Origin of the sequence: Anaeromyxobacter oryzae (genome assembly GCF_023169945.1) — a bacterium.
Classification (GTDB): domain Bacteria; phylum Myxococcota; class Myxococcia; order Myxococcales; family Anaeromyxobacteraceae; genus Anaeromyxobacter; species Anaeromyxobacter oryzae.
Genome location: NZ_AP025591.1, coordinates 4,905,278 through 4,921,728, shown reverse-complemented (window position 1 = coordinate 4,921,728; position 16,451 = coordinate 4,905,278). Strand labels below are relative to the sequence as shown.

The following is a 16,451-nucleotide window of genomic DNA, read 5'->3' as shown; positions in this document are numbered from 1 at the left end:
GCCTTGCTCGAGCCGCTGCCGCACGCCGCGATCCCCGCCAGCCCGAGGACCGCCAGTAGCGCGACCCCCCAACAGCGTCGTCCGACCATCTCCCCTCCGCGCGCCCGCACGGATGGCGGGCGCAATCATCCGGGCTCCGCCGGATGCGAGCGCTGCGCCAGCGCACGCCGGCGCGACTTCCGGCGCGAACCGTGGAAGTGGAGCGGGACGGAGGTGGAAGTTCGTTCCGAAGGTGTGGCGCGCGGGCGAGCGCGGGGAGGCGGCCGAGCGGGCGGTGGCGCGTGCGCTCCGGCGGCTCGACGAGCCCCCTCACCCCGGCCCTTCCCCCGGTGGGGGAGAAGGAGGGAGATCCTTGCGGGGCCGAGCGCCGTATCGCGGGTCGCGGGATCGGCGCGGCGGCACGACCGTGGTTGCCGATGCGCGTTCGAGCTCTGGCCTGCGCCGCTGGGATCGCAGTCGCGTGCGTGGCCGCCGCGATCCCTGGACCTCCCTCCCCCCCCGCGGAGCGCGGGGAGACGGCCGGGGTGAGGGGGGCCGCCGACGCCCCCCGGCCGTCCCCGGTGGATCGCGAGGACCGCAGGCCCGGCGCGAGAGCCGCGTCGGTCGGCGTCACCCACGGCACCATCAAGATCCGCCCGGGCGCGCTGCCGCCCGCGGCGCGCACCATCGCCCTCGACGCCGCGCGGAACGAGTTCGAGCCGTTCCAGATCGTCGTCGCGGGGCGCCGCGGTCCCGTGCCCCGCGTGACCGCCCGCGTCCACGAGCTCGCCGGCCCCGGCCACGCGCGCATCGCCGCCTCGAACCTGCGGCTCTACGCCGAGCGGCTCTACGAGGTGAACTACCGGTCGAACGTCGAGGGCGCGCGCGGCCCGTGGCCCGACGCGCTCGTCCCGGAGGTGGACGCGTACGCGGGCGAGCGGCGCGCGGCGTTCCCCATCGACGTCCCCTCCGGCGAGGCGCGCGCGATCTGGGTGGACGTCTTCGTGCCGCCCGACACGCGCCCGGGCCCCTACCGCGGCACGGTCGACGTCCTGTCGGACGGCGAGCGCATCGCCGAGCTCGAGGTCCGGCTGAACGTCCGCCGCTTCGCGCTCCCGTCCACGGCGAGCCTCAAGACGTCGTTCGGCTTCTCCGTGGACGTCGCGTGCCGCGCGCACCTCGGCAAGCGCTTCTGCGACGACGAGGCCGACGCCGCGCCGCTCGTGCGGCTCTACACGCGGGCCGCCCTGCTCCACCGCGTGACGCTCATGAGCCCGTACTACACGATGCCCCAGGACGGCGGGTGGACGCGGTTCGACGAGACCGCCGGGCCGTTCCTCGCGGGCGACGGCGCCGGGCCGCTCGCCGGCGCGCGGCTCACCACCTTCCGGAGCGGCTACCGCCGGGACGGCGATCCGGGCTGGACGCGCACGCGGGCCATCGAGGCGCGGGCGCACTTCGAGGCGCGGCGCTGGCCGCAGACGGTGTTCGACTACGTCTTCGACGAGCCGCACGCCTGCGTCCCGCAGGTGAAGGGCCGCGCCGCCGCGGCTCACGCCGCCGGGCTCCGCACGCTCGTGACGACCGACCTCGATCGCGTCGAGGCCTGCGGGTGGAAGGACGACGTGGACATCCTCTGCCCCGTCGTGAACCAGCTCGAGCGGCGCGATCGCGGCGGCCTCGCGCGCGAGCGGGCGCGCTACGACGCGTTCCTCGCGCGACCGGGCAAGGAGCTCTGGTGGTACCAGTCGTGCATGTCGCACGGCTGCCGCCCCGAGGACGAGTGCAGCGCGGCGCAGGAGGCGGATACGGCGGCGGGCTGGCCGTCGTACGTGATCGACGCCTCGGCCGTGCAGAACCGCGCCATGGAGTGGCTCTCCTTCGCGTACGGCTTCCAGGGCGAGCTGTACTTCGAGTCGATCATGCACCTCGACCGCGCGTGGAGGCCGAGCGGCCTCTGCGCCTTCGGGGGCCAGGGCGACGGCGGTCTCTTCTACCCGGGGGACCCGGCGGTGATCGGCGGGCGGACCTGGGTGCCCGTCGAGTCGATCCGGCTGAAGCTCATCCGCGAGGGCATGGAGGACTACGAGTACCTGCACCTCCTCGCGGCGCTCGGTGACGCGCGAGGTGCGCGCGAGGAGGCGCGCCGCCTGTTCCCCGCCGCCGACCGGACGACCGAGACGTCGCCGGAGGCCCTCTATGCGGCGCGCCGGCGGATCGCGGATCGGATCGAGGCGCTGATGGCGAGGAAGGTGGAGCGCTAGCGGAACCGCGCAGCGGCCGCGTCCAGCCCCTCGCGTGCGCAGAGCTCCGCGAACCGCCGCGGCAGGTCCTCCGCCGACGCCCCGAGCTGGACCGCCTGCGCGACGACGTGCTCCGCCTCCTCGAGCGAGCCGGACAGGCAGTGCAGGAGCGCGAGCCGGATCGCCTCGCGCTCGGAGAACGGCACGGCGAGCCCGGCCTCGGCGAGCGCGGACACGCGGCCCCAGTCGCCCGCGAGCGCGGCCGCGTGCGCGTCCCACCAGCGGACCTCGCGGAGGAGCGCCTCCGGCGCGCCCGGCTCCCCGGCGCGCGCCCGCCACGCCGCCGCCGCTCCGGGGTCGGGGCGCCAGGCGGGGTCCCGCGAGAGCAGCAGGTCCGGGTTCACGTCGGGAAGGTAGCACGCCCCCGCCGACGTGCAGGATGGTCGCGCGGCAGCCGCGCACGGTGGCGGTTCCGCGCGAGATCAGGGCGTCCCGCCGCGCGCGCCCGACCGGCCCCCGGAAAGGCGGGTTCGCTCCTGGGTTCGACCCCGAGTGACCCTCCTCCCCGTTCCGGCGCCGGGCGTAAGAGGGGCCACCTGTCGTGCAGCCGAGTCCCTGCCTGCCCGGGCGATCCCGCCCGCGGACCTGGCGCACCGCGCCGAGGTGCCACCATGATCGAGCCGCTCCGTCCGAACCTCCGCATCCGCCGCGCCGTGCCGCTCGCCGCCGCGGCGCTCGTCGCGCTCGCCGCCTCGAGCGCGCGCGCACAGCCCGCGTCCGTCAACGTCCCCGGCAACTACCAGCACACGCAGACCGCAGGGGGGCAGACGTGCGGCGACTGGGACCCGGCCTGCCCGCTGACGTTCCTCGCGAACGTCGCCGGCAACGTCTGGAAGGCCACGTTCACGATCCCGGCGGGGAGCTACGAGTACAAGGCCGCCCTGGACGGCTCGTGGAACGTGAACTACGGGGCGAACGCGACCCAGAACGGCGCGAACATCCCCTTCACGCTCGCGGCCGACACCGCCGTCCGCTTCTACTACTCCGACGACACGCACTGGGTGACCTCGAGCGCGAACTCCACGATCGCGACGGTGCCCGGAGACTACCAGTCGGAGCTCGGCTGCCCCGGCGACTGGCAGCCGGATTGCCTCCTGTCGTGGCTCCAGGATCCCGACGGCGACGGCACGTACACGTTCTCCACCACGGCGCTCCCCGCCGGCAGCTACCAGGCGAAGGTCGCGATCGACGAGAGCTGGACCCTCAACTACGGCGCGGGGGGCGTCCAGAACGGCGACAACATCGCCTTCTCCGTGCCGGCGAACGGGGTCGAGGTGCTCTTCGGCTGGAACGCGTCGTCTCACGTCCTCACGATCACCGTCGGCGGGATCCGGGGGAACCTCGGCCTCGCCCGCGCCCACTGGGTGGCGCCCGACCTCATCGCGTGGGACCTCGTGCCGTCGTCCGGCGACGTCACCACCCTCCACGCCGATCCCGCCGCCGGCCTCACGCTGGCACAGGACGGCGTGCACGGCGGCGAGTCCTTCCCGCTCACCTGGGACCCCGACGGCCTGCCGCCGGAGGTGAAGGCGCGCTTCCCGCACCTCGCGGCCTACCAGGCGTACCGCCTGCCGGCGGAGGCGGTCGCCCGCGCGCCCGAGCTGCTGAAGGATCAGCTCGCCATCGCCTCCGTCCGGAGCGGGTTCGTGCAGGACGCGACGTCGCTGCAGCTGCCCGGCGTCCTCGACGCGCTGTTCGCCAACGACGCGCGCCTCGGCGTGACCTTCGACTCGAGCGGCCGTCCGACGCTCCGCGTCTGGGCGCCCACGGCGCGCCGGGTCGGCGTCCGCCTCTTCGCCGACTCGAGCGCCTCCACGACGGGCACGCTCGTCCCGATGACGGTCGACCCGGCCACCGGGAACTGGAGCCTCACCGGCGAGCGGTCCTGGTACGGGAAGTACTATCTGTACGAGGTCGAGGTCTACGCGCGCACGGTGAACCAGGTCGTGACGAACCTCGTGACCGACCCGTACTCGGTGAGCCTCGCCACGAACTCGACGCGGAGCCAGATCGTCTCGCTCGCGGATCCGGCGTTCGCGCCCGACGGCTGGCGCAACCTCGAGAAGCCGCCCCTCGCCGCGCCCACCGACATCGTGCTCTACGAGCTGCACGTCCGGGACTTCAGCGCGACGGATCCGACCGTCGCGGCGCCGCTCCGCGGAACGTACCTCGCCTTCGCGGCGGACGGGACGAACGGGACCGAGCACCTCGCGCAGCTCGCGCGCGCCGGCGTGACGCACGTCCATCTCCTCCCCGCCTTCGACTTCGCCACCGTGAACGAGGACCGGTCCACCTGGCAGCAGCCGGCGGGCGACCTCGCGAGCTTCGGCCCCGCCTCGCAGGAGCAGCAGGCCCGCACCACGGCGGTCGCCGGCCAGGACGGCTTCAACTGGGGCTATGACCCGCTCCACTACACGGTCCCGGAGGGCAGCTACGCCCTTCACCCGGACGGCGCCGCGCGCACGCGCGAGTTCCGGACCATGGTCCAGGCGCTCAACCGCCGCGGCCTCCGGGTCGTGATGGACGTCGTCTACAACCACACCAACGCGTCGGGACAGGCGGACCGCTCCGTGCTCGACCGGATCGTCCCCGGGTACTACCACCGCCTGAGCCTCGACGGGGCCGTCGAGACCTCCACCTGCTGCCAGAACACCGCCTCCGAGCACGCGATGATGGAGAAGCTCATGGTGGACTCGGTGGTCACCTGGGCGCGCGACTACAAGGTGGACGGCTTCCGCTTCGACCTCATGGGCCACCACATGAAGCGGAACATGCTGAAGGTGCGCGCCGCGCTCGACGCGCTCACGCCCGAGAAGGACGGCGTGGACGGGAAGCGCGTCTACGTCTACGGCGAGGGCTGGAATTTCGGCGAGGTCGCGAACGACGCGCGCGGCACGAACGCGACGCAGCTCAACATGGCCGGCACCGGGATCGGCACCTTCACCGACCGGCTCCGCGACGCGGTGCGCGGCGGCAGCCCGTTCAGCGCCCGCCGCGAGCAGGGGTTCGGGAGCGGCCTCTACCTCACGCCCAACGAGGTCTCCGCCGCCGGCCCCGGCGAGCGCGACCACCTCCTCGCCGACGCCGACATGATCCGCGTCGGCATGGCGGCGAACCTCGCCGGCATCGAGCTCGTGGACCGGAACGGCGCCTCCGTCACCGGGAGCCAGCTCGACTACAACGGCCAGCCGGCCGGTTACGCGAAGCGGCCGGACGACACGATCACGTACATCTCGGCCCACGACAACGAGACGTGGTTCGACGCGCTCAACGTGAAGCTGCCGGTGCCGGCGACCCTCGCGGAGCGCGAGCGCGCCCACGCGGTCGGCCTCGGCGTCGTCGCGTTGTCCCAGGGCGTGCCGTTCTTCCACGCGGGCGACGAGCTCATGCGGTCCAAGTCCTGCGACAAGAACAGCTACGACTCCGGCGACTGGTGGAACCGGATCGACTGGACCGGCGCCGAGAGCACCTGGGGCTCGGGGCTGCCGCCCGCGGGCTCGAACCAGGCCGACTGGCCCGTCCTCGAACCGCTCCTCGCGGACCCGAGCCTGAAGCCGACCGCGGTCGAGCTCGGCCGCGCGGAGCGGCACCTCGAGGAGTTCCTGCGGATCCGCCGCTCGAGCGCGTTGTTCCGGCTCCGGAGCGCCGACCAGATCCTCGCCTGGACCACGTACCCGCTGGCAGGGCCCGCCCAGCCGCCCGGCGTGGTGATGATGCGGGTCGCGGCACCGCAAGCCCTCGCGGGCGGGTGGGCGCAGGCGACGGTCGTCGTGAACGCGTCGCCGGACGATCAGACCCTCGCGCCGGAAGGGTTCGCCGGCCAGCGGTTCGAGCTGCACCCGCTGCAGCAGGCCTCGTTCGACCCCGTCGTCCGGAGCGCCAGCTACGACTGCGTCACGGGGACGTTCACGGTCCCGGCGCGCACGGTGGCGGTGTTCATGGCGAGGCTCGCGGCGAGCAACCCGGCGCAGGGATGCGGGAGGCGGTGAGCGGCTGGTCGAAGCGGTGAGGTCTGCATCGGGCGGTGACCGGCCCGTCGAAGCGGGTGAGGTCGAGACGGTCGCGCCATCGGTGCTCATGATGTTCTCCCTCTCCCCCCGCGCCAGCGGGGGGAGAGCAACCGTGTTGAACGTCAAGCCGCGACGGTGACCGGCGCGCCCTTCACCTCGGGTCAGGTTCGCATTCGCTTTCCCGTCAGCGATCTCGGTCCCATTCACTTTCGCGTCCGCCCGGCGACGGGTGCTGGGCGCTCCGGGGTACGGCGCCGCGCCCGCGTGGAGGCCCCCTCGTCCGTGCTCGCCGCGGACTCGCGACCCGGCGCTGTAGGTCGATCGGGCGCCGAAGCGCGCGGGGCCGCGGCACGCCCGGACGCGCCACGCTCGCGCCCGGGCGTGGCGTGCGTCGCGCGAGGCGAACGGTTCGGTGGGGCGCTCGCGTGTCACGTCGCGTGCACCGCGGCTGAAGTACTGTCGATCGGGTCCGTACGCAGCGACGCGGCTGCGCGCGGGCGAGGGGGCCTCCCCGACTGTATGGCGCGGCGCCTGTTGGCTTTCGCGATCCCGGCCTCGCTTTCGCCGCTCGCCGCTCGCCCTCGCCCTCGCCCGAGCTCCGACTCCGACTCCGACCTCGGCACACCAGATCCCCCCTCTCCCCCCGCGCAGCGCAGCGGAGCGGGGGGAGAGGGCCGGGGTGAGGGGGGCCGCACGCGTCACCCTCGGTGATGCACGTCGCACTCGCCCGCACTCCACGCAGGCTGTACGAGCAGAAACGACATCGAAGACTCTCCCCCGGGCGCGGTAGCCTCCGCGCGGGAACGCGCGACCCCTCGTCGCGCGCGGGAGATCCGGATGCGTCTTCTCTGCTCGGCAGCGGTGCTCGGCCTCCTCCTCTCAGGATGCGCGGGTGGCGGCACCTCCTCCACGCCGCCGGCCTGCAAGGGCGTCCTCTCGAAGTGCAGCACGAACGGGGACTGCTGCACGAACACCTGCTTCCAGGGCTACTGCATGGGCAGCGACGCGGGCGGCGCCTGCGCGACGACCCCCGACTGCGCCCCCGGACTCCTCTGCAAGTCGCGCGTCTGCAAGGCTGCCACCTGCCGCGACGACGGCGACGTGTGCAGCCTCGATGCCGAGTGCTGCGTCGGGAACTGCAGCCTCTCGCACCGGTGCGCCGCCAACGCCGCCCCGGTCGCCCGCGTCGGCGGAGATCGCAGCGCCACGAAGCGCGTGGCCATCGTCCTCGATGCCTCCGGCTCGACGGATCCCGACGGCGATCCGCTGACGTACGAGTGGTCGCTCGCGGCGCCGGCCGGGAGCGCCGCCGCGCTCTCGTCCACGGCGACGGCCACGACCGGCTTCACGACCGACGTCGTCGGCACCTACACCGCCACGGTGACCGTCCGCGACCCCACGCACGCCTCCACGGCGACCGTCCACGTCTCCGTCGCGAACACGCCGCCGGTCGCCGACGCGGGCGCGGCGCGGACGGTGTCGCGCAATCGCCCCGTCACCCTCGACGCGAGCGCGTCCTCGGACGTGGATCACGACCCGCTCACGTTCTCCTGGACGCTCGCGGGCCCGGCCGGCAGCTCCGCGACGCTGTCCGGCGCGAGCACGGCGAGCCCCACCTTCACGCCCGACCGCGAGGGTCCCTACACGGCGACGGTCACGGTCGGCGACGGGACCGCGACGACGCAGGCCTTCGTCGTCATCACCTCCGTGAACGCGGCGCCGGTCCCGGTGCTCGCTGCGCCGTACCAGGTGAACGCGGCCGATGCCGTCGGGCTCGACGCGTCCGGCTCCACGGACGACAACCTCGATCCGCTCACCTACGCGTGGACCCTCGAGCCGCCGGCCGGGAGCGGCGCGGCCCTCTCCGCCGCGACCGGCCCGGCGAGCGGGTTCACGACCGACGTCGAGGGGTCGTACCTCGTCCACCTGGACGTCTCGGACGGGATCGCCACGACGCGGCGCGACTGGACGGTGCACGCGCTGCGGCACGTCTGGAAGCTCCCGCACGACGTCGTGCATGCTGAGTACGACCGCGCGCACGATCGGATCGTGGCAGTGTCGGCGTCGCCGCGGTCCTCGCTCTGGATCCTCGATCCCGCGACCGAGACCGAGGTCGAGGTGGCGCTCCCCGGCAGCCCGCCGCGCGGCCTCGGTGTCGCGCCGGACGGCAACGCGGCGGTGGTGCCGCGGATGGGCGCGGCGACGCTCGTCGACCTCGCGACGCACGCGGTGACGACCGACTGCGCGACGACCTGGCTCGACGCCGGCGCGACCACCCGGGTCCCGTACGGCGGGGCCGGCGCGGCGCTCGGCGATCTCATCAACGTCGGCAAGGGCCAGGGCACGCCGACGCGCCTCGCCTGGCTGGCCCCGGGCTCCGGCTCGCCGGGGGACGCGATGTCGATCGACATGACCTCCTGCGCCCTCTCGCAGCTCACCTACCCCGGGCTGATGTCGCCCGGCGAGGTGCGCCTGCGCCCGAGCGGCAGCTCGGTCTACTTCGCGGACGCGTCCTACGGGAACGAGTTCGTCCTGTACTCCTCGACGAGCGCGACGCAGTGGCAGGCGACCTGCTCGGCGGACACCGTCTGGGAGTCGTTCTGGTTCTACGACGACGGGAGCCGGCTGCTCGAGGCGTCCGGCATCGTGTACGACGCGAACCCGGACACTACGTACGGCGCCGCGTTCGCGACGCTCAGCGCCGTCGGCTACGTCGGCTCGAGCTCCCGGCCGGACCGCGTGAACCTCGTCCACGCGGACGCGTCGACGGTGGCCGGCGTCATCGCCGCGATCCCGAAGACGCCGTGGGGCGAGGCGACGATCGACGACCAGCTCCGGACGTACGGGCTCGGGGACTTCCTCGAGCAGACGGCGAGCCGCATCACCCTGCCTGCCCTCACGGTGGGCGGCAGCGGCCAGCTCTCGCACGGTCGGTTCGTGTGGCACCGGAGCGACGCGGCGAAGCGGTTCGTGCTCCTGTACACCGACGGCGGCCGGTGGGGGCTCGCGACGTATCCGTAGCGGACACGACTGGATCCGGTCGCCCCGAGCGCGTCGAAGGGCGCCACGATGCCCGCGTTCAGTCGAACGCGTGGCACGCGAGGCAGAGCGGCGTCGGCGTGACCTCCGCGCCCGCCGCCGTCGCCGCAAACGTCGAGCTCGGGCGCGTGTACGTCTCCAGCCGCCGCGGGTCGACGGCGGGCCGCGCCACGGCGCCCGGCGGGATCGCCAGGTGGTTCTTCCAGGGGGAGCGCGGGTCGTGGCACGTCACGCACTCGATCCGGCCCTCCGGCAGGAACACGCCGCGCGAGACGACCTCGGCTGCCGCGCGGAGCATGCCGCGACGAGCGGTTGCGCCGGCAGGCGCGGCGGCGGCTTCGTAGGGGATCCCGACCGGATGCGAGCCACCGGCGGCGTGGGCGTCGCGCGCGTGGCAGGCGATGCAGTCCGCGGTCCGCGCCGCGGTCCGCGCTGCGTCGGCGCCGTGCGCGGGCGCTTGCGCGGTGAGCGCGCACCGGCCCTGCGCGCGGACGGCTGGAGCCTCGCTGGCCGGAGGCTCGCTCGCCCGGGCGGCGCTCCCGAGCACGGCGAAGGTAGGCAGCGCGAGCAGGAGGAGCCGCATGGAGGAAGTGTCGGCACGCGGCACGGAGCCGGGCCGCTCCCCGTCCGTGTGCGCTCTCGCGAGGGGACGCTGCCGTGCCAGAATGCGCGCCCGATGCTCGCCGCCTACGTCTCGGGCCACGGCTACGGCCACCTCACCCGCCTCTGCGAGGTCCTCCGCGCCGTCCGCACCCGGGCCCCCCGGCTGCCGATCACGATCGTCGGAACCGTCCCGGAGCCGCTCGTCCGCCGCGCCGTGCCCGGTGACCTGACGCTCCGGCGGGTCGCCTGCGACGTCGGCCTCGTCCAGCGCGACGCGCTCGTCATCGACGAGCCCGCGACGGCCGCGCGGTGCGCCGCGTTCGACGCGACATGGGACGCGCGCCTCGCGGACGAGGTGGCGTTCCTCCGCGAGAGCGGCACGCGGGCCGTGCTCGGCGATCTCCCTCCCCTCGCGTTCGCGGCGGCGCGCGCGGCCGGCGTCCCGGGCCTCGCCCTCGGGAACTTCTCCTGGGACTGGATCTACCGCCACCTCTCGGTGCGCGAGCCGTCGCTCGCCGCGCACGCGGACCGGGCCGCCCGTGCCTACGCCGGGACGGACCTGCTGCTCGAGCTCCCCTTCACCGGTGACGTCTCGGTCTTCCCGCGCCGCGAGCGCATCGGCCTCGTGGCGCGCCGGCCACGGGTCGAGCGCGCCGAGGCCCGGCGCCGGCTCGGCCTGGACGCGCGCCCGGCGGTGCTGGTCTCGTTCGGCGGCGTCGGGCTACCCGGCCTCGACCGGGCGCGGCTCGCGGAGGAGCGGGGGCTCTCCTGGATCCTGCCGGAGGACGTCCGGACCGGGCGGCTCGACGCGCTCGGGCTCGACTACCCCGACGTCATCGGCGCGGCGGACGCGGTCGTCACGAAGCCGGGTTACGGCATCGTCTCGGACTGCGTCGCGGCCGGGACGCCGCTCGTCTACACCGACCGCGGCGACTTCCCGGAGTACCCGGTGCTCGTGCGCGAGATGGTGCGCCTCCTGCCGTGCGTGCACGTGCCCGGCGACGACGTCCGGGCAGGCCGGATCGGGGACGCGGTGCGGCGGGTGCTCGCGGCGGGGCGGCCGGGGGCCGGGGCGATGGACCTCGGCGGAGCAGAGCGCGGCGCCGCGCGCGTGCTCGAGGCGGTGCGCTGACGCGGTGCCGCCGTCCGCTCCGCGATGGAGCCGCCCCTCACCGCAGGTTCAGGACGTCCAGGCCCACCGTCACGGCGCCCGACACGGTGAAGCTCCCGGCCTGCCGCGCCGTCGCGTCGTGCGGCTGCGACAGGTCCGCGAGCCCCGTCACGGACAGCCGGACCGACCGCCGGCCGCCGACCCACTCGACGCCGGCGCGCGCGCCGAGCGCCGGCACCATGTCCGCGAACGACGCCTCGCGCGCGTCGAAGCCGCCGACGAGCTCGAGGCTCGCGTCCGAGCTCCGGTTGACGGGGAGGAGGACGCCCCCCCCGAGGAGGCCGATCGTACGGCCGTGCCCGACGGTCGGGCCGGCCCACTCGATCGTCTGCGACGCGACGAACCCCTCGCCCCGGAGCGTGACGCCGACGAGCAAGCCGGGCGCGGGCTTGCTCACGCCCGGCGCCGACAGCACCGTCGTGCCCGCGTGCACCGAGCTGCGGATCGCGGCGAACGCGTCCGAGGCGCTCTCGTCCGGCGGAGCCGTCCGCCCGGGCTCGGGCAGCGGCGCCTTGATGGCGAGCGCGGCGGGCGACGCCGCGGCGTCGGCGCCCTCCGCGACGGTGGTCTCCACCGGCGCCGGCTTCGGCACGTGACAGCCCCGGCAGTCGGTCGGCCCCTTCGCGAGCTTCTCATGGCAACCGCGGCACGACTCGTGCGCGCGGGCCGGGGTCATCCGGCCGATCTTGTGGACCTGCCCCGGACCGTGACAGAGCACGCACGACGCGCGGCGCGCCAGGTGCGCGCGGTGATCCACCGTGACCGCGCCGTAGTAGCCCGGATCGAGCACGACCTTGTCCGGCGGCGGCGGGAGCGCCGCGAACATGGCGTCGCCGGGGGGCGTCGGGAGCGCGCCGAACGCGGCGTCGCCGGGCGGCGTCGGCAGCGCTCCGAGGAGCGTCTCCTGGACTCCGTCGCGCGGCGACGCGAACGCGAGCTGCTCGGGGCGCCGGTCCGCGACGGCCGGCTCGGACGGCCGCGCCGCGGACGCGAGCAGCAGCCCGGTCGCGGCCGTCACGGCGAAGATCAGGGGCGCTCGCACCCGCACACCTTACCGCATCGGTACGTGGTCATAACATCCCCCCCGGCCGCGGAGGACCGGGGGGAGCACCGCGTCACCGCGCGGTCGTGTAGCGATCCACCCGGTTGTTGTTGCGGTCCGCCACGAACGCGTCGCCGCGCTCGGTGAGGCAGATCTGGCCCGGGTACTGGAGGAGACCCTCCGCGGCGCCGTACGAGAGCTGCCGCCCCTGGAACGAGCCGTCCGTCCCGAGGACGACGACGCCGTGGCCCACCTGATCGACGAGGAGGAGCTTGCCCTTCGCCGCCAGGAGGAAGCCCGGGAAGCTCATCTCGTCCTTGAGGCTCTTCGAGAGGGGCTTGAGCGCGGTCGCGGCCTTGTCCGCCGACCAGACCATCCCCTGCACCGCGTCCACCGCGTACAACATCCCGCCGCCGTCGACGGCGAGATCGGTGAACATGCCGCCCTTCGGCAGGTCGAGGGTGCGGGTCACCTTGCCCGCGGGATCGAGGACCACGATCCGGCCGGCCCCGTCGAGCACCCACACGTTCTGATCCGCGTCGAGCTTGAACGACACCGGCGCGAACGTCCCGGGGAGATCGCCCTTCGGCTCGATGACGCCGGCGTACGCGCCCTTCGCATCGAGGCGGACGAGGCGGCTGCCCTTCCGATCCAGCACGACCATCCCGCCCTTCGGATCGAGCTGGACGCGGACCGGAGCGACGACCTGCGAGAGCTTGATCTCGGCGCCCGCCGTGACCCCGTCGTCCTTGACTGTGTACGGGACGAGCCGGGAGTTCCCGGTGTCGGCCACGATGAGCGTGCCGCCGTCGTTGCAGGCGACGCCCTCGGGCGAACGGAGCGGGGCCTCCTTGGAGTCGATGTAGACGGCGTCCGTGTACGTGAACACCACGGACTCGGCGCGGGCCAGGACGGGCCCGAGCACGGCCGCCGCGAGCGCGAGGAGCTTCGTCGAGCTGGACACGGTGATCACCTCCGGAACTTCTCGTGGCACTTCGTGCACAGGTTCGTCGTCGTCGCGTACGGGATGAGGTGCTTGAACTCGGTCCCGTGCGCGCGGTGACAGGAGACGCAGTTCAGCGTCAGGTTCCGGTTGCGCGGATCCTTGAACTTCTCGCCGACCGGGTGCGTCGAGTGCTTCTGCCAGTCGTGGCACTTCCCGCAGAGCTCGATGGTGTCCTTCGCGTTGAACATCAGCGCCGAGTTGGACGAGTGCGGGTCGTGGCACTTGCCGCAGTCCCCGTCCTTGATCGGCTTGTGCGGCGTCTCGGAGCGCGCCTGCCGGGCGATCGTCGCCCCGTGGCACGTGCCGCAGACGTTCACCATGTTGCCCTTGATGAGCTTCGGCTGGGCGGACGCGTGCGGCGTGTGGCAGTTCAGGCAGGAGTCGCCCTCGGTCACGGCGCGGTGCACGCGGCTCTTGTCGAGCATCGCGTTGACCACGTTGTTGTGGCACCCGCGGCAGAGGGCCATGCCGGCCTGGCGCGGCTTGAACTTGTTGGGCGAGCCGGGCGGCTCGTGGCACTTCGAGCACTGGCCGCCGGCAACCGGCGGGTGGACGTTGTTCCGCAGCATCGAGCGGACGTTCGAGCCGTGCGGATCGTGGCAGGTCGTGCACCGCGCGGTGCCGACCGGGTAGCCCTGGTGCTGCTGCGCGAAGATGGGCCGGTCGACCTTGTGGCAGTTGGTGCACAGGCCCGGGACGTCGGCCTTGAGCAGGGTCGGGCCGTTCGCGGAGCCGTGGACCTCGTGGCACGTCGTGCAGCCGCTGGAGATGACGGGCCGGTGCTTGGACTTCGCGTCGTTGGCCGCCTTGACGAGATCCGCGTGGCAGTTCGCGCAGAGGTCGTTCCCGGCCTTGACCAGGTTGAACTGCGCGTCGGAGGCGTGCGGATCGTGGCAATCGCGGCAGCGGCTCTCGGCGACCGGCTTGTGCGTGCTCTTGGCCTTGTCCGGAACCACGGAGTGGCAGTTCAGGCACACCGCCCCGCCCTCCGCCGCGAGGAGCTTCCCGTGCTCCGCCGCGTGCGGGCTGTGGCAGCCGGTGCAGTCCTTCGACCGGACCGGGGTGTGGACGAACTTCTTCTGGAACAGCTTCTGGAAGTCCGCGTGGCAGTCGAGGCAGACCTGCCCCGACGCGCCGGGCTTGAGCTTCAGCTTGGTCGCCGTCGGCACGGCCGGTGCGGCCGTGGCCTTGGCGGCCGCGGGCGCGGCTGCCGGAGCGGTGGTGGCGGGCTTCGCGGGGGCCGCCGCCTTCGGAGCGGCGGCGGGCTTCGCCGCGAGGGACAGCGCGAGGAGGATGCCGATTGCGGGGGTCATCGTGCGCGCCTCTCTACTTCGGTTCCACGATGTGGCAGCTGTCGCACTGCCGGGCCGCGAACGGCGCGTGCATCGTGCTCTTGAACATCTTCGGATCGGCCGACGAGTGCGGGTCGTGGCAGCTCGTGCAGTTGATGTCCGCCGGCTGGATGCCGATGTGGGCCTTCGTGAACGCGGCGGCCTTCAGGTCGTGGCACTGGCCGCAGAGCTCCTGCAGCGGCTGCGCGGTGAGCTTCGCCTGCGCCGACGAGTGGGGCTGGTGGCAGTTGAAGCAGTCGTCCACCGGCGGGTGCGCCTTCTGCTTCGCGATCTTCTCCTTCATCCCCTTGTGGCACGCGTAGCAGACGTCCGGCGTCGGGGCGACCATCAGGCGCCGCATCTTGGACTGGTGCGGGTTGTGGCAGCCGGTGCAGTCGCCCGCGGCGAACGCGCCGTGGACCGTCTTGGCCGACTTCGCCTTCTTGTCCTCGTCGCCGTGGCAGTTCAGGCACGTCGTCTTCGTGTCCGCCGAGAGCATCCCCTTCGAGTTGGAGCCGTGGGGATCGTGGCAGTCGAGGCAGCTCCCGTCCGCGAACGGCGGGTGCGCCGTCATCCCCGGCGACGCCTTCATGAGCTCCGCGTGGCAGGTCTGGCAGAGCTTCGCGCCGGCGGCGCGGAGGAGCTTCGGGTTGTCCGAGCCGTGCCCCTGGTGGCACGCGGTGCAGTTCCCCTGCAGCACGGGCTTGTGCGTGTAGGTCTTGACGAACTTCGCCTCGAGGTCGGCGTGGCAGCGGTAGCAGACCTTGTCGGCGCGGTCCCGCAGCATGCCGTTCACGCCCGAGCCGTGCGGATCGTGGCACGACGCGCACTCCTTCTTCGCGAAGGGCGCGTGCACCACCTTCGGCTTCGCCTCCGCCACCTTCGCGTGGCAGGTGCCGCACAGGGCCGCGGGGTCGGACTTGAGGAGCTTCTTCTGGGCCGACGCGTGCGGCTTGTGGCAGGCCACGCAGCCGCCGCTCATCGCCTTGTGGACGATGGCCGGCTTCTCCGCCATGCGCGTGTGGCACGACTTGCAGAGCGCCTCGCCGGCGAGCTTCGTCATCGACTTGTTGGGCGACGCGTGCGGGTCGTGGCAGGAGAGGCACTCGCCCTTCTTCACCGGCGCGTGGACGGTCGCGCCGCCGCCGTCGAGCTTGGCCGCGTCGTGGCAGTTCGCGCAGAGCGCCCCGCCCGCGTCGCTGACGCCGAACGGCTTCGGCGAGTTCGCGGCCGAGTGACAGTCGCTGCAGGACGACTCGGCCACCGGCGGGTGGACGGAGGCCTTGAGGAGCTTCTTCCCGTCCGACGAGTGCGGGTCGTGGCACGCCGTGCAGTTGCGCGTCTCGACGGGATAGCTCGCGTGCGCCTTCTTGAAGCCCGGCGTCGTCGCGGAGTGGCAGCCGGCGCAGAGCTTCCCCTGCTCCTTCACGAGCAGCTGCGGCACGTCGGACGCGTGCGCGGCGTGGCACGCGCGGCAGCCGTCCTTCGCGAGGACCGCGTGGACGGTCTTCCGCTGGAACGGGGCCTTGTCGTGGCACTGGTAGCAGGCGTCGTTGCCCGCCGCCTTCAGCATGTGCGGCGCGTTCGAGCCGTGCGGATCGTGGCACTTCGCGCAGGACCCGTTCTTCAGGACCTTGTGGACGTTCGGCTTGTTCATGCCGATCGCCTCGCGCTTGTGGCACGTGTAGCAGAGCTGGTTACCGGGCTCCTTCAGGATCAGCTTGCCGACGATGCCGTGGCGCAGGTGGCACTGATCGCAGGCCTTCGCCTTGACCTGCGGGTGCACGACCTTGAGGCCGGCGAACTTGTCGACCTCCTTCTTGTGGCAGTCGACGCACTCCTTCTTCTTGAACTCGCGTTCGGCGGCATGGGCCTGGATGGGCGCGGCGAGCAGGGCGACGGCGAACAGCGCCGCGAACCCGGCAAGACCTCGGCGTGCGGAGTGGCTGGTCACTTCGATCCTCGCG

General features: G+C 73.4%; 10 protein-coding genes. 4 read left to right on the top strand and 6 right to left on the bottom strand.

All coding sequences use genetic code 11. The features are described from left to right. The first annotated feature begins 524 nt into the window (after positions 1 to 524). Complete coding sequence (locus tag AMOR_RS21445; RefSeq protein WP_248353908.1) at positions 525 to 2,243, top strand: DUF4091 domain-containing protein; 1,719 nt, start codon at positions 525 to 527, stop codon at positions 2,241 to 2,243. Here AMOR_RS21445 and AMOR_RS21440 read toward each other — a convergent pair. After that, a complete protein-coding gene (locus AMOR_RS21440; RefSeq protein ID WP_248353906.1) occupies positions 2,240 to 2,626 on the bottom strand; it encodes a hypothetical protein in 387 nt (128 codons plus the stop codon). The genes AMOR_RS21445 and AMOR_RS21440 overlap by 4 nt on opposite strands. Positions 2,627 to 2,893: 267 nt before the next feature. On the opposite strand from AMOR_RS21440, the gene pulA reads away from it, so the two are divergent. After that, positions 2,894 to 6,271: a pullulanase-type alpha-1,6-glucosidase gene (gene pulA, locus AMOR_RS21435; RefSeq protein ID WP_248353905.1), complete on the top strand. Its 3,378-nt coding sequence runs from the start codon at positions 2,894 to 2,896 to the stop codon at positions 6,269 to 6,271. A gap of 858 nt (positions 6,272 to 7,129) precedes the next feature. Next, positions 7,130 to 9,313, top strand: coding sequence for a PKD domain-containing protein (locus AMOR_RS21430; RefSeq protein ID WP_248353903.1), 2,184 nt, complete (start codon positions 7,130 to 7,132; stop codon positions 9,311 to 9,313). 58 nt (positions 9,314 to 9,371) lie between these two features. Here AMOR_RS21430 and AMOR_RS21425 read toward each other — a convergent pair whose 3' ends face one another. After that, positions 9,372 to 9,914 (bottom strand): hypothetical protein, encoded by a 543-nt coding sequence (locus AMOR_RS21425; protein WP_248353901.1) that lies wholly within the window; start codon positions 9,912 to 9,914, stop codon positions 9,372 to 9,374. 93 nt (positions 9,915 to 10,007) lie between these two features. On the opposite strand from AMOR_RS21425, the gene AMOR_RS21420 reads away from it, so the two are divergent. Further along, positions 10,008 to 11,066 carry a glycosyltransferase gene (locus AMOR_RS21420; protein WP_248353899.1) on the top strand — a complete coding sequence of 353 codons (1,059 nt, stop codon included), beginning with the start codon at positions 10,008 to 10,010 and terminating at the stop codon, positions 11,064 to 11,066. Positions 11,067 to 11,103: 37 nt separating this feature from the next. Here the strand turns inward: AMOR_RS21420 and AMOR_RS21415 are convergent, their stop codons facing one another. The 4 genes from AMOR_RS21415 to AMOR_RS21400 form a co-directional block, all read right to left on the bottom strand. Further along, positions 11,104 to 12,147: a cytochrome c3 family protein gene (locus AMOR_RS21415; protein WP_248353897.1), complete on the bottom strand. Its 1,044-nt coding sequence runs from the start codon at positions 12,145 to 12,147 to the stop codon at positions 11,104 to 11,106. Positions 12,148 to 12,220: 73 nt separating this feature from the next. Further along, positions 12,221 to 13,111 carry an NHL repeat-containing protein gene (locus tag AMOR_RS21410; protein WP_248353896.1) on the bottom strand — a complete coding sequence of 297 codons (891 nt, stop codon included), beginning with the start codon at positions 13,109 to 13,111 and terminating at the stop codon, positions 12,221 to 12,223. Positions 13,112 to 13,116: 5 nt separating this feature from the next. Beyond that, the gene (locus tag AMOR_RS21405) at positions 13,117 to 14,466 is read right to left on the bottom strand and encodes a cytochrome c3 family protein (protein ID WP_248353894.1); all 1,350 of its coding nucleotides are present in this window, start codon (positions 14,464 to 14,466) and stop codon (positions 13,117 to 13,119) included. A 13-nt stretch (positions 14,467 to 14,479) separates the two neighbouring features. Further along, entirely contained in the window at positions 14,480 to 16,438 is a 1,959-nt protein-coding gene (locus AMOR_RS21400; RefSeq protein WP_248353892.1) for a cytochrome c3 family protein, read from the bottom strand. Positions 16,439 to 16,451 lie beyond the last annotated feature (13 nt).